The organism is Serratia symbiotica, from assembly GCF_000821185.2.
GTDB lineage: Bacteria > Pseudomonadota > Gammaproteobacteria > Enterobacterales > Enterobacteriaceae > Serratia > Serratia symbiotica.
The window spans coordinates 35564-58527 of record NZ_CP050856.1 but is presented as its reverse complement, the minus strand read 5'-3'; the positions used below and the strand labels follow the sequence as shown (position 1 = coordinate 58527).

Sequence of the window (22964 nt, the reverse complement as noted above, 5' to 3'; positions counted from 1 at the left end):
TTGCACATAACGGTGTAAAATTGCACGATAAAGGTAAATAAAAATCATTATCAAATAAAAGGATTTGCAATGGAAAAGACGCACGCCGATGCGATGGAACAAGCTGGCATTCATCGTCAATCGGTAGGCGACATGATCCTCACCACGGTAGAAACTACCTTGCAGCAAGATGTTATGCTACGCGGTGCAAGCGAAGCCCATTTGTCACTGATATTAGTTGTTGAAGGTGCAGGACATTACGTCCTGGAAGGGGAACCACTCCGCACTTTTCAGCCCGGTAGCTTGCTGGTTTCTTGCTCTCAGGCGCCATGCCAGGGTGAAGATTTCTTTCCGCGCCACTGTTTTTACGATCTCTGCATCATTGATTATCCTGTGCGTTATATTCAGGCGCTGATAGACGCAGGAATTATGCTGGTCGATCAGCCAAGTGCCATCTTTAGCACTGCCATACCTTCCGAATTGAAGTTATTACGACAGCAGATACAGCAGGCGAGTCGCAATCATAGCCCACTGGGTGCACTGCGGTTGGAAAGCTTATTGTTACAGGCATTGTGGCTGAGCGTGTGTGAGTTGCAGTTACAGCAAACCCTGCCATCGCGAAGTGTTCCTCTGTTTGCGCGTGATCGACAAAAGTTAATTAAAGCGAGGGAATACATACGGCAACAGCAACAGGAGCCATTGAATCTTGATGCCGTGGCGAGGGCTTCCGGGTTGACACCGATTCTGCTCAAACGAGGATTTCGCGTGATGTTTGGCATTACTCCGTGGAACTTTGTTATTCAGTGTCGGCTTGAGAGGGCACAAAAACTGCTGGTCGAGACAGCAATGTCGCTAGATGACATTGCTGTCCAGTGTGGTTTCTCACATGCCAGTCATCTCAGTCGATTCTTTCAGCGTCAGCATGGGCTTTCGCCCGGTCGCTATCGCCGCCAGCAAGCCAGCGTGTGAGGAGTGGCAGAATGGAAGCTTGATGTTGGTGAAGGAAAAAATGATCGCCTTCCATCATATGATACTCACTATGCCTATTTCCCCATTTGCGCCAGGCGGCTAACTCACTGGCCGGGACTTCTCGATCCTGTGCTCCGCCCAAAATCATCAAAGGTAATTGCCGCTGATGCGCATAGTCATCAAGCAAATAGCGCTCGGTCAGCCTGAAATCAGCGCGCAGGATGGGTACAAACAACTTTAGCAGTTCCGGTTGCGCCATCACACTGTCGGGCGTGCCGCCCAACGAGTTCAGTTCGGTAATCAGCGCATCATCTGACATCTCATGACGCCACGGCGCAGGTGTAGCATGCTGCGGTGGACGACGCGCTGAAACAATGACACCGTTTATCCACTCAGCCGGCAAACGTTGTGCCAGCGTGAACGCAATTAATGCGCCGAGGCTATGTCCCATTAATGTGACCGGATGGGGAGCCTGCGAGATCAGAATGGCAAGCTGATCAAGCAGATCCTCTAGTTCATTGATGCAATCCTCAGCATAGCGACTGCCGTGTCCCGGCAACTCAACGGGACAAAATTCCAGCCCGGCTTGTCGTGCAGGGTGCAGCCATTCACGCCAGCTTGCTGCACTGCCACCCGCGTGGTGCAAACAGATCACCGACCCCGCTTTGGTGGGGGCACCAAAAGGAAACCACGTTTTCACCTTCGGCGGATTCAGTGCGGGAATAAGCGCAGCCACCAGTCGTTGCTCAAGCGATACACGATGCTGCCTCAGGAAAAAGTGGCCGCCGCGCAGGGTCTTCACGCTCACCGGAGCGTCAAAGTGCTGCTGCCAGGCGGCGATTTGCTCTGTGCTGACGAGGGCGTCATCCTCGGCTTGCACCAGCAGCGCCGGAATTGACAGGGGTAACCGTTGGGGCGCCACATAATTCTCCGCCAGCGCACAATCTGCACGCAGGGCTTTACCGACGGTGCGCATCATCTCTGGATCGCGCATCACCGCTTCCGGTGTGCCACCCAAACGCTCAACTTCCTTCGCGAATTGGGCGTCATCCAGTGCTGACAATCGATGGGTAATCGGTATATGCGGCGCAGGACAGGCCATCAGAAACAGCAGCCGTGGAGGTTGATGACGTGCTGCAAACCAATGCGCCAGTTCATAGGCAATCTTACATCCCAAACTGCATCCCACCAGCGCCCACGGAAGATGGGCAAAGGGCGCAATCTGTTCAGCTAAAGCCGCCACCAGATCCGACATATGCGGACAGCCCGATTCATCAATGCGGTTTTCGCGTCCCGGCAATTGCAGAGCGCAGAAATGCCAGTCAGCAGGCCAGTGCGCATCACGTCCCCACTCGCGGTATATCGATGCCCCCCCGCCTGCATACGGCAGCGCAAACAGATTAAGCGCCGCGCCCCTATCGGGAGTCTGCAGTGGGAAATAACCGGTTCCTGAGACCTTATCCTCGCCTTTAACAGCAGCAGCGAGTCGTTCGACACGCTGATGCAAGCGTGTCTCAAGCGATGCCGGTAAGTGGCCAACGGATTTGGCATCGTGCGGTTTATGCAGCCGCACGTAATAATACTCAATCCGGCCACTCTCCATCGCATCAAATACCGCTGAACCCGGCAGAGCAAAATAGTCGCGCAGCGTTTTCTCGCTCAAACCTTTGCTCTGAGAATCCAGTAAACGCTGGACTAACCGGTCACCATTCTGACGACGTGCTGCCAGCACTTCACGACGAATGGATCGCTGCAAGGTGATCTCAAAACCCAGTGACGTTAACGCAGTAAACACATCGTTCAGACTCTCAGCCGTGAACAGGTCGGCATAGAGAAAGTCGCCGCCCGGTTTCAATACGCGCCAGACTTCTCGCCAGAAGTCGGAGAGTTGCTGATAAGCGCCAGACGATTCGATATTCAGTAGCAGATCAACACTGGCATCAGCCTGCGGAAGTAAACAGGCATCCGCTACGCGAAAACGCAGGCGTGGATGGCGATAGCGTTGACGGCAAAATGCGATATTGCCAGAGCTGAGATCAATGCCGGTCACGCTTGTGGGTTTAAAGCACTCCAGCATCAGGGCCGCCGCACCGCCTCGTCCACAACCCACGTCAAGCACCTGACGTCCATTGACGGGCGTATCGCCCACCAGTTGCAGGACCAGTTGGCGTTGACTTTCACCAGGCGTTAACGGGAGGGTGCCTGGCTCCTGATAACCCCAGTTAAGAAACAGCGCGTGTTCTGCAATACCTGCCTGCTCCAGCAATGTGCCCAGTTCGCGGTAAATATCATCAGACGCTGTCATGATCGTCCTCCTTCAGTTCAGCAGCCCACACCACCGGATCGGGTGCGGGTCGCTCTGGCGCGGTGAAGTGTTGTGTCACTGGCTCACCAATCTGACGCATGATGTCGAGCCATAAGGCACCGTGATCGCGCCACCACTGAGGTTGCTGCCAGATGGGGGATTCAGTATCGAGCAGCTCGGCAAAGGCGCAGTGCAGGCCTCGAGGAAATGCATCCACGACCAGCTCATTGAGGCTTTGCCCACGAGGCGATCCCAATAGCAGGGCACCTGGCTGTTGGTTGTAGTGGCGTTGCTGATGCACCTCTGGAGACAGCAGCCAAGAGGATTGCGCATCATCCTGATGATAATTCGGTGCGTAAATAGCATGCGTCCACACCACAGGTCCGAAGCTGCCTGTCAGGCACACGTTGCCGGAGGTGTTGCCACATGAGATGCGATGCATCACCAGGCTGTGATGATCAGGATCGCGCGGATCGAGGGTAGTCTGCAGGTTAATCAACACGGGAATACCCGCAATCACGCCTTGTAGCTGACGCATTGGCCAGCCGTGGTGCCCAGGCGCGGGAGATGCCACAAAGCTACCAGCCTGCAGCGTACCCAGCGCATGGCCGACAATATCCAGCGCCGAATAAAGCAGCTGCAAACTGGTGGTGATTTCGATAATTTGCAACGTCTGCTGCTGGCGCCATGCACGTACGTAGTTGATAAAGCGTCGCGCCGCGGGCAGCTGCGGATAGAAACTATTAATGTGGTAACGCACGCCCTGTTGTGTCGCCAGCGTTTGCAGTCTTGCTGCCTCACCGGGATGCAGCGGATGTTCTTGTAATATACACAAACCACGCCGCAACAGCGCTTCCGCCAACGCACTGCCGTCACCACCCACCATACGGCTCCGCACGGCAACGCAGCCAACCGTGACCGAGGTATCAATCTCTGCAATGCTGCGCCACAGCGGCACACCGAATTTCTCTGCCAGCAAGCAAGAGCGCTCACTGCCACGCGCCAGAATCCCCGCCAGGCGCAGCGGGGAGTCGGGGTGAACCAACGCAGCCAGATAGTGCTCGCCAAAGCGCGTGCCACACAATACTGCTGAAGGTCTCAGACTCATAGCACCTCCTGCTGCACCAGCGTCAGGATATCGCTATCCGGCGGCAACAGCTGATCCAGTGGCGCATGCCAGGCATCTTCACCCGATGCCAGCGTCTCCAGCAACTGGCGTAACGTCAGCATCGCAATTTCGCCCAGTGCGTCCGGTAACCAACCGATTTGTTGATCGATGTTGAACAGCAGCGCACTCTCTTCTTCCAGCGCCTGTAAATGCAGCGGAGTACAGGCCTGAGTCGCATACTCATAATCAGGCATACCGAGCAGTGGGTCTGAAACTTCAGGTATTGAATAGGCGTGCCGAACACCGAGCAGGCTGGTAAAAGCAACCGGTAACTGGGTCAGATAAACCACTTCTGACTCACTGCCCGGCAGAGTCTGTTGCAAGTGTTCCAGACGCTGTTGCCCGACGCTTTCCGCCAGCTGCAGGAAGCTGCTGCGGTCTACCAGCGTCAGTGTCACCGGCAGTAAGGTACTGGCATCCGTCACCAGTTGTGAACTGTGCGGATGCAAAGGCAGACGGTCGGTGTAATTCATACGTAATTGCAAAGTGGGTTGTTGCAACCAGTCACGCAGCGTCAGGGCCCAAGCCGCCAGCAGTATATCGCTGCCTGATACGCCAAAATTGTCACCTTGTTGCTTAAGTGCTAACCACTGCTGAGCAGGTAAAGCATCGCGCCAGATGTCGAATGCAGCCGATGCCTCTCCTTTTTTCCAGGGCAATGAAGGGGGAGTCATCGCCAACGGCGTAGCTGTTGTATCTGCCAGCGCCAGCACCGTCCGCTGATAGCTGTGCGGTGTAAACGCCAACGCGGGTTGGCGCTGCGCGGGATGAATGATGAACTGATACAGCTCACGCAGCAGTACGCGGAAGCTCTCGATATCGATCAATAAGGTGCTGATGGCAATCGCGATGCGATAGCCTGCTTCACTTTGAACAATGGCGAGTTGCAGTGGTTGAGGCTGGCTAAGATCAATTTTCTCACGTGACATTGTCACTCGCATCTCCTGCAACTTGATGTGCAATGCCTGCTCAGTCTCATGTCGCCAGTCATGACGACACACATCAAGGGTTTGCGTGGCATCAGAGGTAACAATTTCACCGTTTGCATTGATACAGCAGCGTAGCCACGAATGACGCGTGATTAATTGCTGCCAGCCCGCGATAAAGGCCTCCAGTGGAAAGGTTGCCGGTTTGTCGTACTCAACATAGAGGATTTGTGGCTGAGTGGAAAAATGCTGCCAGCGCACGCGCTGCAAGGGTGTTAACGCCACGGTGCCTTCAGGCTGTGGCATGACGTCGCCGCGTGCATCAAGCCAACCTGGCTGATGCCGCTCCAGTTGTTGCAGACGCTGACGCAGCAGGCTTTGATCTTCTTTGGCGGGTACTGTTGCCGCCTGAATAGCCTGTTTCAGCTCCAGCACGGTGCCCGCTTTCAGTACGCTTTCCGCGTTGAGTTTGATCCCGAGATCGCTGCCCAAGGTTTCGTTGAGATCAAGGAACAGCAGTGAATCGAGACCAAGCTGTACCAGATTGCTGTGGTCGTGAATGGTATCGGCGGCACAGTTGAGTTGTTTAGCCAGCACGCCACGCAGATAACAATCAAGATCGTCAGCTGTGGTTGTGGGTGCCTCGGAAGGTTGGGTGGCGTCAGTATCAGACAGCAGTGCGGCAAACTGCACGCGATCGGCTGCACTGATGCCCGATTGCTGCAAACGCTCGCAATCCACTTGCATCGCCGCCACGGCTGGCCAAGGCGCGACCCGAGCTTGCTCAAGCAGATTCATCGCTACGTCGGTCGCCAGCGGTAACATGCCGCGCTGTGCCAATGCAGCATGTTGCTGAGGTGAAAGCGACTCAGTGACCTGCCACAACCCCCAAGCGACGGCGAGGGTGTCATAACCCGCGACACAACGCTTGCTGGCCAACTGTTCCAGCGCCCAGCAAGCACTGGCGTGCGCGGCCTGGCCGCGTGGACCCATCACGCTGGCAGCAGAAGAGAAATAAACGGTGCAGGCAGGTGAGAGCAAGGCCTGATGCGCAGCCAGGCGCCGTGCGGTGGAGACACGCAGATGGTACACCGACTGCAAAGCAGACCAGTCCAGTTCACTGATAGGGCGGTCGTCTATGCTGCCGACTAAATGCCAGAGCGTATCTATGGGGCCGTGCTGTGCCATGCGCTGGAGCGCGGCATCAAAGGCCCCGCCATCAGCAACATCACCATCAGTATCCACGATCACCTCAACACCACACGCTCGCCAGTGTGCCATCAGCGCCACTTCCGCTGGACGTGGATCGCGACGCACCAGGAAAAGCAGCTTTTTCGCTCCGTTTGCCACCTGTTGACTGGCAACCGCCAGCCCGGTAGGTGTCAGTCCAATAAACAGCTGCGTATCCTGTACGACATGATGTGACAGGGGTTCGTAGGGTACGCTAACCAATTTTTGGCTTTGCCAGCGATTCTCATGCCAGCGTAAGACCGGATCAGGCATCGTTGCGAAACAGGCCGCGTCTTTAGCTGCCTGCGTGGCATTCCCCTCAACCAGCGTGAGACGACAGTGTGGATATTCATGGCGTGCCACGGCAAGGAAACCCGGCAGCCAGTCGGCTGCGTGTTGATGGGTCTCATCGAATAGCCGTTCTGCCACCAAAATCAGCACACTCTCTTCTGTCGCCGCTTTCAGCCAATGGCGCAATGTTTGATAAAAGCCGTCCTGCGCACCGGGTTCATCCGGCACGCTCAGTGTTTCAGGTAGGCCTTCAGCCGGTGCGCTTAACACTGCGGTTTGCCATTGCCAGCGCCACAGCCCACCCTGCGGTTGCCATGGGCGTGGCAGCAGGTTATGGAAGGCAAGGCAGTCAGGTGCCTGAGTTCGCGTGCGGCGCCAGCGCGCTTGCATCAACGGTATGCCTTCCGCCTGGACGTGGAGGTGTTCACCCTGTTGCACCACACTCAGCGTCAGCGGTGAAGGGGCTCCCACGGGATTGCATAACCACTCTCCGACACAGAGCTGCTGGCCCGATTGCCGAGGCAATGCCTGCTGCACCGCTTGTAACAGATGGGTAGCCTGCCACTCCGCTCCCTCTGCCAGCTCAATGGTTAAAGAGAGTGTGGCAGTGGAGTCAACGTGGAGAGACGAGGCTTCAGGGGCACGTTGCGCCATAAGAATCTGTTCACCGAGCGCAAATGCCGGTGTGTCACGCCCCGGGAAGGCATCAAAGCGGGTGAATCCAGCCTCGTTTAGGGCTGCCTGCCAGTCTTCTGCTGACGCGAACAGCTCACCGTGACGCTGCGCCGTGTCGGCAATAGGCGGCACCAATGCACCAAACACGAAATCAAACAGCTTTTTCGGCGCCGTGATTTCACGCAGCATGAAAATGCCTTCAGGCTTCAATAGCGGCGCGAGCCGGCGAAACAACTGGCGCAAATCGGCGCTGTTATGCAGCACATTGGCCGCCACGATCAGATCATAACGGCCAAGACTGAGCCCCTGGCTTTCGGGTGAAAGCTCCATGTCAAAAGGCTGATACTCCATGAAGTCATAATCACTGAACTTAACCTGCGCCTTTTGTAAGAACAGCGTGCCAACGTCGGTGAAGGTGTAGCGCTTGCAGCGGCCAGTGGGCAACGCCTCAAGTAGATCCCGCGTCGTTCCGCCCGTGCCTCCACCAATCTCCAGCACACTGATTGGCACGGCGCTGTTTTCCGCAAAGTTTTGCAGTGTCGCTGCCGCCAGACTGTTGAAATAGCGTGACCATGGCTGTTCTTGATACATATGCTCCACATCATCGGTGGCAGCAGCGGGAAAGACGACGCTAACCGGATCGACGTCCCCGCGTAACATCCTGCCAAGCTCAGGCCCAGTGCGTGCAATCAACGCTGCGAGATGGTGATAACCCACCTCACGCATGCGCATCAGCCAGTTTTCAGCATCAACTTCTGGGCGATGGCGAAGCGCATAGCCATCAACGGTGAGGTTGATGACGCCTGCCGCTGTAAGATCGCACAGCATGCGCTGCATCAGATCGGTGTAGCGTGCCGGAATGTGCAGCCGCGCTATGATCTCGGTGCAATCACCCAGCGACTGTTCCAGCGGAAGTGGCTCAAATAGCGCACTAACGTAATGACAATGCAGGGCATTGATACAGCGGGTTTCCTCATCCAGTACGCTCAGATCCAACTGCGCGCCCAGCGTGTCGGCACTGCGATGTCCCACCGCTGTTAAGCTGCCCCATCGCGAGGCTTCATCCTGTATTCCAGGGCGACGGGGATCGCAAACTTCCCCTTCAAACGGGGCGACGGGCAATAGCGCGCGGCGTTCTGCACGCGTAAACAACGACTGCCAGTCAGGAGAATCTGTCATCAGCTGTTGTTCCCACTGCTGATATTGATCATCAGAAAGCGTCAGCGCATCCGCCACCCATACTTTGTTCAGGGGTGCGTCTTCAGTCTCCTCCAGCAGATCCAGCAACTGTGCTAACCAACCATCGGCATCGCTCGCCAGCAGCAGCACGCGACATGAGAAAAGCGTGCGGTGATAAAGCCCTGTGGCTGCATAGTCGTGGGTGCAGAAACCGGGTTCACGATCGCTAAGACGCGCAGCATGCTGCTGAGCCAATGCACGCAATGCGGCAGGCGTGCGCGCTGAAAGCAACAGGGGATAGACCTCGGCGTGCGTTGCCGTTGCCCTGCGGGCGGGGGCGGCCTCCAAAATGGCATGGGCATTGCTGCCACCAATACCAAAAGCGCTTACGGCTGCACGATGCCAGCCATTTTGGGGCAGCGGCCAGGGTTCAATGTGGGTGGGCACGCGGAACGGCGTACGGCTGAAATCAATCGCCGGATTGGGTGAGCTGAAATGCAACGTCGGCGGGATTTGCTGCTGCCACAATGCCAGGCTCGCCTTGATTAAACTGCCCACGCCAGCGGCGGTATCCAGGTGGCCGAGATTACTCTTCAATGAGCCAATCGCGGCCTGGCCGGTAGCAGGGGACGCGGGCGCCCATGCTTCGGTCAACGCGGCAATCTCCAGCGGGTCGCCTAAGGGCGTGGCCGTGCCGTGTGCCTCCACCAAACCGATGGTATCTGCGCTGATGCCCGCCATCGCCAGCGCATCCTGAATCACTTCTCGTTGTCCGGCCAGCGATGGGGCGGTGAAACCCGCTTTATCGCAGCCGTCGTTATTGCTTGCAGTACTGCGGATAACCGCCAAAATCGCATCGCCATCCTGCACCGCGCGATCGAGGCGCTTCAGCAGCACGACACCGGCACCATTAGCCACCAACGTACCGTCAGCTTCCGCTGAGAATGGGCGGCAATGTCCGTCACGCGAGAAGATCATCCCTTCGCGGTGGAAGTAACCCGCCTGCTGCGGGAAGCTCAGGCTGGCACCGCCTGCCAGCATCATATCGGCCTCACCGCTGGCAATGGCTTCGCATGCCAGATGCGTGGCAATCAACGAGCTTGAGCAAGCTGTTTGTACCGTATAGGCCGGGCCTCGCAGACCGAGTTTGTAAGCAACGCGCGTCGCCAGATAATCTTTATCGTTGCCCATAAGCTTCTGGAAGGTGGCAGGGTTGACGATATTCTGCGCGTCGGCAGGGTCAGCGGTTTGCCATGTGCTCATGCGACAACTGCCGATGACGCCTACGCGATCCTGAAGTGCCCCCGGTTGATAACCCGCCATTTCCAGCGCTTCCCAGGCGCACATCAAAAACAGTCGCTGCTGAGGATCGATGCTCTCGGCTTCCTGACGCGAATAACCAAAGAACTGCCACTCAAATCGCTCAGCGTCTTCAATAATGGAAGCGGCAGGGACATAGTCCGGTCGTTGCAACAATGCGGGATCGACCCCAGCGGCGGTCAGTGCGTCTGCATCAAAGCGTGAGATCAACTCTTCACCATCGGCGATGCGCCGCCAGAACTCAAACAGCGAGTTAGCCTGCGGGAAACGGCAGCCCGCGCCAATGATGGCGATGGGAGACGTATCGCCATAATGTTCTGCTAAGGAATCAGTCATCATGTTCATCTTTTATCCTGGTTGGGCAGGCACGCCAGTCATGGCGTGCCTGAAACATTAACGTTGGCGCTGGTGACGACGACGCTGGCGTGCCAGCAGGCGTGACTCGCCGGAATTGATTTCATGTGGCACCGAGGCGGTCCCCGGCATTAAGCGGGCCGCCAATGCGCGCGGTGTTGCTGCATCGAACAGCGTGACCAACGGGAAATCGATTTTTAAACGCTGCTGCAGTTGCTGGCGGAGTCGGATCAAGTGCAGCGAAGTTGCACCTGCTTCGAAGAAGTTGCGCGTTGGATCGATGTGACTTTCACCGCTGATCTGCATCAGCAAATCACAGATTTGCTGCGTTAAGGTCTCATCGGCCGTAGGCGTGGCGATTGCCTGTGCAGGCAGCGACCAGGCTTTCGGTGCATCAGCGTGCTGGACATAAGCTGGCAGCCAGAGGGCTATATCCTGCTGCCAGGCGTTTTCATCGTGCGCCAAACGTTCAAGTAATTGCTGATAGTGACCAAACAACTCCCGCATCAATCCTGCCGGGAACAGTGCATCGACACAGTCCCAACTGAAGACCAAGGCACCGTGGCGTTCGACCACCTGGTGGTCAATCCACACTTGTGGCGTTTGGCTAACGCTCCAACCAAACTCCCCCAGCCAGTCGGCTGCCACGCTGGCATCGCTGCCACGGTTATCCACTCCCAACCCGCTGGTGAATACCACCGGCATCGACATGGCATCAACCCGACCAAAACGCCGCGCCGCTTCACGTAGCACCCGCACCGCTGAAACCTCACTGTGGCTGAGATCGTCGCCAAGCTGCTGTTGTAATGCCTGCGCCTGTTGGATAAACGCGGTGGGCGTACGGAAATCACAACGCAGTAAGCTGAGCGAAGTGAAATCCCCCACCAGCGCGCTCATTTGCGGATGAACATCGGGGCGCTGGAACAGAGTCAAATTGAGCGTGAAATGCCGCTCACGACTCCAGTTAGCCAACACATAACCCCACACCGTGAGCAACAGCGCGTTGGGTGTAATACCCGATCGCGCAGCATGCTGGCGCAGCTGTTGCCAGTCATCCGGTTCGAGTTGAGCCTGATAGCGAGTGAAGTGCGGTTGCACACTCTTGAGTTCGGCATCATCAACCGGCAGCTGTGGCGCTGGCGGCAAGCTATCCAGCCGTGATAGCCAATAGTCCAGCGCGCGTTGCCAGGCGGGATGCGACTGCCACTGCGGTTGCGCCAAGACATAGTCGCGGAAGCTGAGGTCCAGCACGGGTAACGGCTGGTCTGGTGCTCGAGCCAGCAATGCCCATTCGGACAACAGCATCACCATCGAACGGCCATCACAAATCAGGTTATCGAGGCTGATGCACAGGCGCAGGCACTGCTGATCCCACTGCGCAGCACGTAGCGTAAACAACGGCCATTGCGTGGTATCGTGCACCTCATGTCCCAGCGTCTCGCGAACCTCGCTTTCCCACGCGCTGCGCGCTGCGTCCGATGCCTGAGACAAATCAACGCACGCTAACGGATAGTCCGGCACCTGCGACAGAATGCGTTGATATCCTTGATCGTCAATCACTGCCCGCAACATCTCATGGCGCTGAATCAGCCGTTTCCAGGCGTTCTCCAGTGCTGCAGGTGCAATGTTTTCGACCTCAATTTCCACATAGAGATGCGTTGCAACTCCACTTAATGGCAGTCCGCTTTGACGACCAATCCAGTAAGCCTGCTGCACATCAGTGAGTGGGAAAGGTTGTTCGCGCTGTGCGGGATCCGCGGTCAGTGTAAGAGGACGCTCTTCTCCTTGCTGCGCCGCACTAACCACAGCTGAAAACTCTGCGAAACGTGCTGCGGTAAAGAGATCGCGCAGCGCCACCTGACGTTGCAAGCGGTGACGCACCTTCTCTACCAGGCGTACCGCCATCAAACTGTCGCCGCCGGCTTCAAAGAAGTGACTGTCAGCGGCAGGCCAGATGCCGCCCAGCAGTTCACTCCAGATTTCCGCTAACTGCGCGGTTTCTCCTTGCCAGTCGGTACGTTCTGTTGTGAGAGCAGGGCGCTGGGATTGCGGACGCGGCAGTGCAGCGCGGGCCACTTTGCCCGTCGGAGAGAGCGGAAGCGCATCCAGGCAGAAGAACTGCTGCGGGACCATATAGCCCGGAAGTTGTTGCCGTATCACCTCAACCAGCGAGGCAGGAGTAAATTGCCACAGCGTTTCTGGCATCTGTGCCACAACCAGATGGAAGCCGCTGTCTTCGCTGCTGCTTAACGTGTGGCTGGCGGCAAAGCCCTGCGCCAGGCAGAGTGCTTGCCACTGCCTGGCGCTAAGTAAAGGCAGTGATTCTGCAGCTCGCAGGTCTTCAAAGTGGCTGTATCCACCTTCTAACAACGCAACGGTGGCGAGCTGGAATGGGCTGTTACGCGTCATTTCCGCAGCCCACAAGCTACCGCCCGGCAGCAGTAGATTTTGCAGGCGCGTCATCAGCTGCGGCAGATTGGCGCTCCGATGTAGGGCATTAAACGCAATCACCATATCGAAACGAGGCATATCGCTGAGCGCGTGTTTGTCGATATCCAGCGTAGTGAAATGTAAGCGCTGAGCCTCCTCAGCATGCAGGCGACGTTCTGCCTGCTGTACCAGTAACGGTGAAGCATCGGTAAAGTGATACTCCACCGCGCTGCCGTTCAGTGCTCGCAACAAGGTCTGACTGGCCACGCCGCTGCGCCCACCCAACTCAAGAATGCGAGGCGTACGGCCGGTGCGATGAGTGAAAGCCTGGATCGCTTGTGCCAGTGAGGAGATAAGCGATGTGTTCAGCGGATGTGCCTGGGTCAGCTGCTCGGGTGACAGTCGATCGTCATTGCTATAGAACAACTCCAGCGCACTCTTTTCACCACGCAACACCTGTAAACGGTCGGCTGCGCCCTGCTGTAAGCGTGCCAGTGATTCCTCGGGTAAGCCGAGCGAAGCAGCCTGTTCCCTCAATAGCGCCCAGTCTGGCGGAGCCTCGTGCAACAGGGTTTGCCAACGTGCCACCAGTTGGCTAAATTCTGCGCTGGTGGCCAGCGGTGCCGCCCCTGATAATGCCAAAACATCGGCCATGGCTCTTAGCCCGAGTTGGTCGATGAATGACCAGAAGCGCGTTAATGAGGCCATTGAAGTCGCATCACTCAGCGGTGAACGTGCAGCATCCAATTGTGCACGCCAGTCCTCGTGACTGATGTTCGCCTCAAGCACCTGATGCGCATGCTGGGTGTGCTTATGCTGTACCAACCAGGCCGCTAACCTTTTCTCGCCGCGCGCTTCACCCAAGGTATCAACCACCGCCTCTTTCACCGCGGGATGTTGCCGTAGCACTGCCTCTATCTCACCCAATTCGATGCGGTTGCCTGCAATTTTCACCTGAAAATCTCGACGACCTAAAAACTCTAGCGTGCCATCAGACCAGTAACGCGCCAGATCGCCAGTACGGTACAGACGCTGACTGTTATGCTCGATAAAGCTCTCTGCGGTGCGCTGCGCGTCATTTTCATAACCGACTGCAACGCCAGCACCCGATATGTAAAGGTCCCCGGTGACGTAGTCTGGTCTGTCACGCAGCGATCCGTCCAATACGTGATACGCCTGGTTAGTCAGCGGATAGCCATAAGGAATAGCGCTCCAGTCGCTCTCAATGTGTTCAACATTAAACCAGTTGGACCAAATCGATGCTTCCGTGGCTCCCCCCATCGCGACCAATCGCGCTTGCGGCGCCGCCAGCTGCAAACGCTCAGGCAGACTCAACGGGATCCAGTCTCCACTGAGGTAAACCTTGCGCAGTGAAGTCAGGGGTTGCGCATGATGGGCCGCCTCACTGAGCAAGAGGTCGAGCAGGGCGGGCACTGAATTCCAAACGCTCACCTGCTCCTGTTCCAACCATTGCAGCCAGCGCGTCGGGTCACGTGTCGCTTCAGCTTCCGGCAACACTAAGGTGCCTCCTGCGGCGAAGGTGCCGTACAGGTCATACACCGCTAAATCGAACCACAGTGAAGAGAGACTCAATACGCGATCCTGTTCGTTCACACCAAAGCGGCGGTTGACGTCAAGCACCGTGTTAACCGCGCCACGGTGATGAATCAGTACCCCTTTGGGGGTGCCGGTTGAACCGGAGGTGTAAATCACGTAGGCAGCGTCATCGGGCTGATGAACGCGAGGCACAGCCTTATCGCTCTCGACAGGGTCAGTTGCATCGACCACGACACAGGTGCCGTACTCGCTAAAACGGGCAAGATTTTCAGGCTGCACCAGCAGCAAACGAATCGCACTGCCTTGCAAAATAGTGTCGAGACGCTTGCCAGGGATATCATCCGCAAGCGGTACCCAGGCGGCCCCCAGAGTCTGAATCGCCAGACATGCGGCAATCTGAGATGCACCTTTGTGCATCACCACCGCCACACGCTCGCCACGCACTACCCCCAAGTCCTGCAACTGCCATACGATACCCAGGCTCCATCTCGCTAAATCTTGATAGCACCAACGCCCTTCCGCACTCACCAGCGCAGGCGCTTGAGGGCAGCGTTCGACCTGACGCCAGAACAGGCCATCGAGGGTCATCTCACTGAGGGGTTGGTGGGTGGCGTTGACCTGCAAACGCTTCTCTTTTTGGGCAGGGGGCAGCAACGCAGGCAACCTTTTCTGCCAGTCGAAAGAAGCATCCGCCAGCTGCTCCAGTAACTGCGCATAGGCGCTGAACATCGCTTCGGCCACGCCTGGCAGGAACAGATCATCGACCATATCCCAGTTATAGACCAGCGCGCCGTCCATCTCACTGGCCTGATGATCGAGCCACACCTGCGGTGTCTGACTGAGCCCGTAGCGGATGTCACCCAGCGGACTTTGCGCCGCGCCTTTCGTGGGATCGCTGACGCCAAGTTGGCTGGTAAACACCACCGGCATGCTCACCAATGCCTGCTGTTCACGACCCCGGTTCCATTCACGCAGCACATCCACTGCGCTGAACTGACGATGTTGCAAACTCTCCAGTACGGCACCGTTCACCTGCTGTGCCTGTTCTGCAAAGCAGAGCTGCGGGTCATTATCCAGTGCTAACAGTGTTACAGCGGTGAAATCACCCACCATGCGTTGTACATCTTCGTGACTGCCTAAACGATCAAAGATAGTGAGATTCAGGCAGAACGCCGGCTCGCTGCTCCAGGCTGCCAACACCTGCGAGAAGGCGGCGATCAGCAGTGAAGCGGGCGTAATCCCCTGTTGTGAGGCACGCTCACGCAACATTTGCCATTTATTGGCTGACAACGTTTGTTGACGACGCGTAAAGTGCGGATGCGTCTGCATCAGACGTTCATTGTTGAGCGGCAGCTGTGGTGCTGCGGGCAGGGTGGGTAATCGCGCCAACCAGTATTCGCGATCTTCTTGCCATTGGTTAAGTCGCGCGCCCTGACGGTCTTGACGCGCCAGTACGTAATCGCGGAAGGTCAGCGTGAATGGCGCAAGTCCGGCCTCTTTGATGTCTCCGTTTGCGCTATAGAGCGCAACCAACTCTTCCCACAAAATCTGGCTACTGGTGGCGTCATTGATCAACATATCGATACTGATGAAGAGGCGACTACCGCCTTCTGGCAGCAGCGCGACGCGCAAATCAAACATAGGCCACCGGTCGCATGGCAGCACTTGATGTGAGAGTGTGCTTCGGCACAACAAACTCTGCTGCTCAGCATCTTGTTTAGAACAGTGACGCAGATCCGCGATCGGAATGCGGTAAGGTGTAACGTCACGCAGCACACGCTGTTGTCCACTCTCTTCGATCACTAATCGCAGCGCGTCATGGCGTTCAATCAGCTGATTCCAGCAGTGCTCCAGTAGCGTGACATCAAGCGGTACGGCCGCATCGGCCTCGAGGTAGGCATGACAGGCCACACCACCCAGCGCGTAGTGATCCTGACGACCAATCCAGTAGGCATATTGCAGCTCCGTTAACGGGAAAGGTTGATAGCGCCCGATTGCGTCGTGTTGCAGAGCAACCTCATGCAGTTCGTTGTCGCGAACTGCTGCGACATAAGGCAGTTGAGCCTTCAGATAGTGCACCAGCCGCGCCGGCGTGCTGTGCTCAAACAGGGCTCTTAACTCACAGCGAATACCTAGCTGACTCTGACAGCTGCGTGCAAAGTCCATCACCAGAATCGAGTCCATGCCCAGAGCCAGTAACTCAGCATCCGGTTCAATCGCCTGCGGTGACATGCGCAATGTGCGCCCCAGTTCATTGCGTACAAACTGCTCGATCAGTTGCTGCTGGGCTTCTGCTGGCAGTTGAGTCAGTTCGCTCAGGTCTGGCGCTTCAACAGCAGGCAGCGCCTGCGATTGTTGCTCAAGACAGCGGCGGAATAAGTGCGTGGGATGGTAAAGACTAAACATCGGCACGAATTTACCCCAGTCAACTTCCGCAGCCAGCCAAACGGCGGCATGCGCACTGGCGCGATCCCCGGCGGCAAATAAGCGATCCAGCGTAGCCAGATACCGCGCTGGCGACTGGCGATAAATGCCTGCGATACGCAGATAATTAAGCAGCGAGGTATCCACTTCCGACATGCCAGCGCCTCCACTCCACGGCCCCCATGACACACTCATGCCGGGTAAGCCAAGATGTCGACGCTGACGCATCAGGGCATCCTGCCATGCGTTAGCTGCTCCGTAGTGGATCTGCAAACGGCTGCCCCACACACCGGCAATCGAGGTAAAGCAAACGAACCAACGGTGTGCGCGGTGGCGCGTTGCACGATCCAGCAGGGCCGTTCCTTTCATTTTTGCCGATGTGACGGCGTGATAATCCTCTTCAGTGATCTCCTCAAGTGGATTAAAGCGACCAACGCCCGCACAGTGGAATACCCCCGCCAAGGGACGTTCAAGCGCATCGATCCGTTGAAACAGCGCATCAACCTGCTGTGAATGGCTGATATCTGCCTCCGTGCAGAACAATTCCACACCGCGCCCTCGCAGCCAGTTTAACCACGGCTGCCAGTGTGTTCCCGGCGGCTTACGCCCGGAGAGCACAAGATGGCGCGCACCGTTATCCACCAGCCATTCACTGATGTAACGGCCCAACGCACCCCATGCGCCCACCACCAAAACGGTTTCATCCGCTGAGACATTGAAGAGTTGGGAAGCCTCAAGCTGCTCATCAGATACTGGCGTCAGGCAAGGGCGCAGCCACTGGTTGTCGCGCAGCATTAATGCATCATCAAGCCCAAAGCGGGCAGCCGCGCGATGCAGTGCAGCAACGCGCACTGCCGCCGTGGTCAGTCCTGAAACATCCAGCAGCAGCCATTTGCAGGCAGGATACTCAATCGCCAGCGCGCGCGCCGCGCCCCAGACTGCGGCCTGGTCAGGATCGCAACCTTCATTGCCGGTTGCCTGCGCTTCTTCACTTAGCACCAGAATACGCAGAGCGATGTTGTGATGCTGCATCTGTTTGAGTGTGGCGATCAGCGGCCATGCATCGCTGCCAGGCAGGTAAACGGCGACATCATCCTGGTGCCAGTTGTTCAACAACGCTTCACCGTTATGGCACCACGCTGCCGTTAATCCTTGTTCGGCAAAGGCCGCCAACAGTGAGGGGGCCAACGGTTCTTCACCAAACAATCGATAACGCGCGCTCTTGCCGGGGTTTTCGGAAATCTCCAGCGTTTCCCACTGCTGGGTGTAGAGCGGTACTGGTTCTGCGCGGCTGTGCGATGGCTGCGGTTGCAACGGTAACGGTTCACGCGGCGCATCACTGTCGTATTCCAGCCACCACGTCTGTCGATGGAACGGATAGCGCGGCAATTGACGTGATGAGAGTGGAGGCGCGGAAAAGGCTGACGCTTGTGGTTCATCCCAATTGAAGTCCACACCTTGAAGATAGAGCACCTGCATCGCCTCACGCAGTGTGGCAATCTCACCTCCACCGCGTCGCTGGCTGCCCACCACGTTCACCGGATGGGATGCAGGATGTTGCAGTAAATGACGCTGTGCCAACGCCGTAAGAATACTGTGCGGGCCTATCTCCAACAGCACATCACATTGCTCTGCCATTTGCTGTAATGCGGGCCAGAACTGTACGGGCTGTCGCGCATGGCGGCACCAGTAATCCGCATCAGCGGGCACGGTCAGCGTTTCGCCAGTGAGCGTCGAAATAAAGGGCAGCGTTGGCAGGTCACAGGTTACCGCTTCGCACGCCTGTCGCCACTCATCCAGCATCGGTTCCAGTAAGGGGGAGTGGAAGGCATGTGATACCTGTAAGGGCCTGGCGCTAATGTCTTCCGCCTCAAACTGTTGGCGCAGGGTGTCCAACAGCCGTATATCGCCGGCCAGCACCGTATCTTCGGTGCCATTTAACGCGGCAATCGAGAGACGAATGCCATCGCTCGTTGCCAGCCTAGCTCCGCATTCCGCCGCACTGAGTCGCACGGCCAGCATGCCTCCTCCTGCAGGAAGGGCCTGCATCAAACGCGCACGCGTCACAATCAAACGCGCGGCATGCGCCAGTGTCCAACCACCCGCGATAACCATCGCCGCAAATTCGCCAATCGAGTGACCTGCCAATACTGTCGGTTGCACACCATAGCTTTGCCACAGCCTGGCCAGCGCATAGCCCACAGCGAATAGGGCGGGCTGGGTCCACTCTGTTTGATTGATCTCGTCCCATGTCTCATCGTGCAGACGGGCAATCAGCGATGCCCCAAGCCAGGGCTGTAACACGTGGTCGGCCTCATCCAGCGACTGACGAAACGCCGGTTCAAGCGCATACAGCTCACGAGACATCCCCGCATATTGGGCCCCCTGACCGGTAAACATAAAGCCGATGCGAGGTGCCTGTACCACCACTTCACTGGCCTGTGCTTGCGTTAACCGCTCACAAAACTCAGCAGCATTGCTCGCCACCACGGCCAGACGCAGAGGGTGGTGATCACGCTGACGCGCGAGGCTGGCGGCAACGGCATTCAGCGGCAGATCATCGTTACATTGTTCTATCCACTGTTGGCGCATCTGTTCCAGCGCCTCGGTAGAGCGGGCAGAGAACACGCAGAGTTGCGGCTGTGAGTCAGCCATGGGTTCAGGACGTGAGAAGGACGGTGCCTGCTCAAGAATCACATGAGAGAGCGTACCCGCGAAACCGTAAGAAGTTACTCCCGCGCGTCTTGGGGCGGCACGTTGCGGCCACGGCTGGTTTTTGCTGGGGATCGCGGCCGGAATGCTGGTGAGATCAATTAGCGGATTAAGCTGATTGAGTCCCGCGTGGGGCGGTATGGTGGCTTTTTCCAGTGCCAGAATGGTTTTAACCAGTCCCGACGCACCCGCAGCTGCTTCAAGATGTCCGATATTAGTTTTCACCGAGCCCAGCCAGAGCGGATCACGGGCCTGGCGTCCAGCGAACACAGCTGCCACAGACTGATACTCAATAGGATCGCCTAAGCGCGTACCGGTACCGTGCAGCTCCAGATAGTCGATGTCATCAGGGGAAAGATTGGCGCGCGCTAACACCCGCTGCAGGAGACGGCGTTGCGCTTCACCATTAGGGGCAGAGAGACTGCTGCTGGCACCATCCTGTCGCACCAGACTTCCTCGGATCACCGCACGGATTTCATCGCCATCGGCCAACGCCTGTGACAGCGGTTTTAGTAGGAATGCGACACAGCCCTCGCCACGGACATAGCCATCGGCTGCCGCATCGAAGGTTTTGCAGTGGCCGTCTGCTGCCAGCATCCCTGCTTTGTGCAGCACCTCATCCACTTCAGGCAGCAGTTGTAATTTAACCCCGGCCGCCATCGCCATGTCGCACTCGCCCAGTCGTATCGCCTGACAGGCCATGTGCAACGCACTGTGAGAAGAGGAACAGGCCGTATCGACCGCCACTGAAGGGCCTTCCCATCCGTAAAAGTAGGAGAGACGACCACAGGCGGCGGCGAAGGAGTTGCCGGTGCCGTAATAGGCATCAAGGTGGCTCTTCTCACCGGTGATAAACGGTATATGCGAATAGTCACCCGTACCGATGCCGACATAAACGCCGACATCCGCGCCGCGCAAGGCGGAAGGACGCAAGCCCGCGTCTTCCAGCGCATGCCAGCTTACCTCCAGCAGCATGCGTTGCTGTGGATCGGTATTGATCGCTTCGCGCGGCGATAAACCGAAGAAGCTGGCATCAAAATCAGCGGGATTATTCAGGTAAGCACCAAAGCCGGGAATGTTTTCACTGCGGCGAAAACGTTCAATAGGCATGGGGCGGATGGCCGAAGCGCCTTGCGACAACAACTGCCAGAAGGTGTCATCATCCTGTGCTTCTTCACCTTCGGAACCGGGCAAACGAAACGCCATACCGATGATGGCTACAGGTTCATCTGCCGCTTTTTTCTCTGACGCGGCTACCGTTTCTGCCTCAGGTGACAGCGTTCCGTCGATCCTCGATGCCAGTGCCGCCGTGCCAGGTGAGTCGTAAAGATCGCTCTCCTGCAAAGTGACGTCATAGTGCTGGCGGATGCGTGCTATCAGGGTGGTGGCCCCCAGAGAATCCAGGCCATAGCTGAACAATGAACGCTGCGGATCAATATGTCGTGCGGCGACGTTGCCGAGGATCTCCGCCACCTGCTGTGCCAACCAGCGCGCAATTCCACTTTGGTGGCTGGCGGTAGAAGGATGGATGTCAGATGTTTCTGCGAGCAGGCGATGCAGTTGATCCTGCTGCCACGCCTCGCGCAACGCATTGCGTCGTACCTTGCCACTGGTTGTGCGCAACAACGTGCCTTTACGGACAGGAATAATTTGCCAAGCGTTGAGTTGGTGCTCCTCCGCAATGCGCTGACGAACCCGTTCTACACATTGCAACAGTTCTTCCTGCTTCGCACGCTGGCACTCCAGCACGATCACCAGTTGTTCATCTTCGTTTTCGGCGGCGGGAACAGCAAATGCCGCCGCGCCATCACTCAGGGCCAGCGGATGGGCCCCTACCGCCGTCGTTTCCAAATCGTTCGGGTAATGGCATTCACCGCGAATGATGATCAGATCTTTTAGCCTTCCGGTAATAAACAACTGTTCCTGATGTACAAAACCCAAGTCGCCGGTTCGCAGCCAGTGATGTTCATCACCCGCCACGGTGGCATGAAAAGTATGTTGCGTCTCCGCTTCTCGTTGCCAGTAGCCATGCGCTATTGCTGCACCGCTCAGCCAAATTTCCCCCACTTCATCGGGGCGGCAAAAGCGCGCTTCGTCAGGATTAACAATGCGCAGTTGCCCCTCTCCGAAATCATTACCGCAACCCACATAGCGGCGGGTAGTCGGCGCTGGAGCGCTGGATATCAGCACCTCATTATTCAGCAACGCATCACGATCCACATCCAGGAATACGGGTTCAGGCGCACGGTTTCCTGCAGCAATCAGTGTGGCCTCAGCCAGGCCATAGGACGGTTTCATAGCTGACAGCCGCAGGCCGCAGCGGGCAAAGCACCACCAGAAATTCATCATTTGCTGTGCTGAGACCGGCTCAGCGGAAGGCACCAGGCTCTTCACCGCACTGAGATCAAGTTGTGTCAGACGCTCTGGTTCGCGTTCAGCGGCATCAAGGCAGCGCTGTAACGCAAAATTAGGGCAAGGTAATACAGTCGCGCGATATTCGCTGGCCAATTCCAGCCAACGCAACGGATCCTGCACGAAGGTCACAGGCGGTAAATAGAGTGCGGTGTTGCCATACACCAGTGGGGACAGGATGCCCATAATCAGGCCCATGTCGTGATAAAGAGGTAACCAACTTGCCACCACACAGTCTTCATCCGGCAGAGTCAGGCAGGTCAGAAAATCCAGATTGGCGAGCAGGTTGCTGTGGCGATTGATAACGCCTTTGGGTTCCCCGGTCGAGCCGGAGGTGTATTGCAAAAAAGCCAATGTATTGCCGTCGAGGATGGGCGGTACAAAGTTCACCTGTTCGCTGGGAACGGCCTCGTCGGTTAACAAACAGCGCAACTGAAACTGGTCAGCAAACGCCCTTAAAGACTCGGCCGAATCTCTGGCAATCTCACGACCCGTGAGGATGAGTTGGGGCTGGCAATCTTTTGCAATCGCCTCCAGCTTGCCCAACACACGTTTAACGCGGGCAGCGCCGGATAGGTTGACGGGTACGGCCACGATCCCTGCATAAAAGCAGGCCAGTAGCGAGACCACGTAATCAAGCCCGGAAGGATGGAGGATAAGAGCCATCGAGCCAGCTTGCGCCTGCTGTTGCAATCTGGCGGCCAGCGCCTGCGCCTGGGCCGCTACCTCGGAAAAAGTCAGCGTCTGCATCTGACCATCGAGAGAAAGGAAACGCAGTGCAGGACTGTCCGGCGTCTGCTGCGCATGCTGATCGATCGCTGCCGTCAGCGTGGTCCAACCATAGCTTATCTGGCGTTGCTCAGCCATTTTAACCTCAAACGTTAATTGATTGTTAATAATCACGCTCACGTCGCACCAGCAAACAAATCAACCCTGAAATAGCATGGATTTTAAAATGGACCGCAAAGCCCAATAACAGTAAGGATTATGGTGATTTATAGTCAAATTTTCAGTTGCGACCGTAATTTCAGTT

5 protein-coding genes are annotated in these 22964 nt (G+C 56.9%); 1 reads left to right on the top strand and 4 read right to left on the bottom strand.

Annotated elements, in window-relative coordinates; translation table 11 throughout:
* The first annotated feature begins 69 nt into the window (after positions 1-69).
* Positions 70-948 (top strand): AraC family transcriptional regulator, encoded by an 879-nt coding sequence (locus tag SYMBAF_RS16655; RefSeq protein ID WP_040265165.1) that lies wholly within the window; start codon positions 70-72, stop codon positions 946-948.
* Here the strand turns inward: SYMBAF_RS16655 and SYMBAF_RS16650 are convergent.
* Genes SYMBAF_RS16650 through SYMBAF_RS16635 form a run of 4 tightly spaced genes read right to left on the bottom strand, consistent with a single transcriptional unit; the run spans position 878 to position 22798 of the window.
* Positions 878-3253, bottom strand: a complete 2376-nt coding sequence (locus tag SYMBAF_RS16650; protein ID WP_052447751.1) for an alpha/beta fold hydrolase — start codon at positions 3251-3253, stop codon at positions 878-880. The two genes, SYMBAF_RS16655 and SYMBAF_RS16650, sit on opposite strands and share 71 nt — an antisense overlap.
* The gene (locus SYMBAF_RS16645; protein ID WP_040265166.1) at positions 3240-4361 is read right to left on the bottom strand and encodes a Gfo/Idh/MocA family oxidoreductase; all 1122 of its coding nucleotides are present in this window, start codon (positions 4359-4361) and stop codon (positions 3240-3242) included. The genes SYMBAF_RS16650 and SYMBAF_RS16645 overlap by 14 nt, the downstream gene beginning before the upstream one ends.
* Positions 4358-10381 (bottom strand): beta-ketoacyl synthase N-terminal-like domain-containing protein, encoded by a 6024-nt coding sequence (locus tag SYMBAF_RS16640; protein WP_160289795.1) that lies wholly within the window; start codon positions 10379-10381, stop codon positions 4358-4360. The genes SYMBAF_RS16645 and SYMBAF_RS16640 overlap by 4 nt, the downstream gene beginning before the upstream one ends.
* 54 nt (positions 10382-10435) lie before the next feature.
* The gene (locus SYMBAF_RS16635) at positions 10436-22798 is read right to left on the bottom strand and encodes a non-ribosomal peptide synthetase/type I polyketide synthase (RefSeq protein WP_152609111.1); all 12363 of its coding nucleotides are present in this window, start codon (positions 22796-22798) and stop codon (positions 10436-10438) included.
* Between the last annotated feature and the right edge of the window lie 166 nt (positions 22799-22964).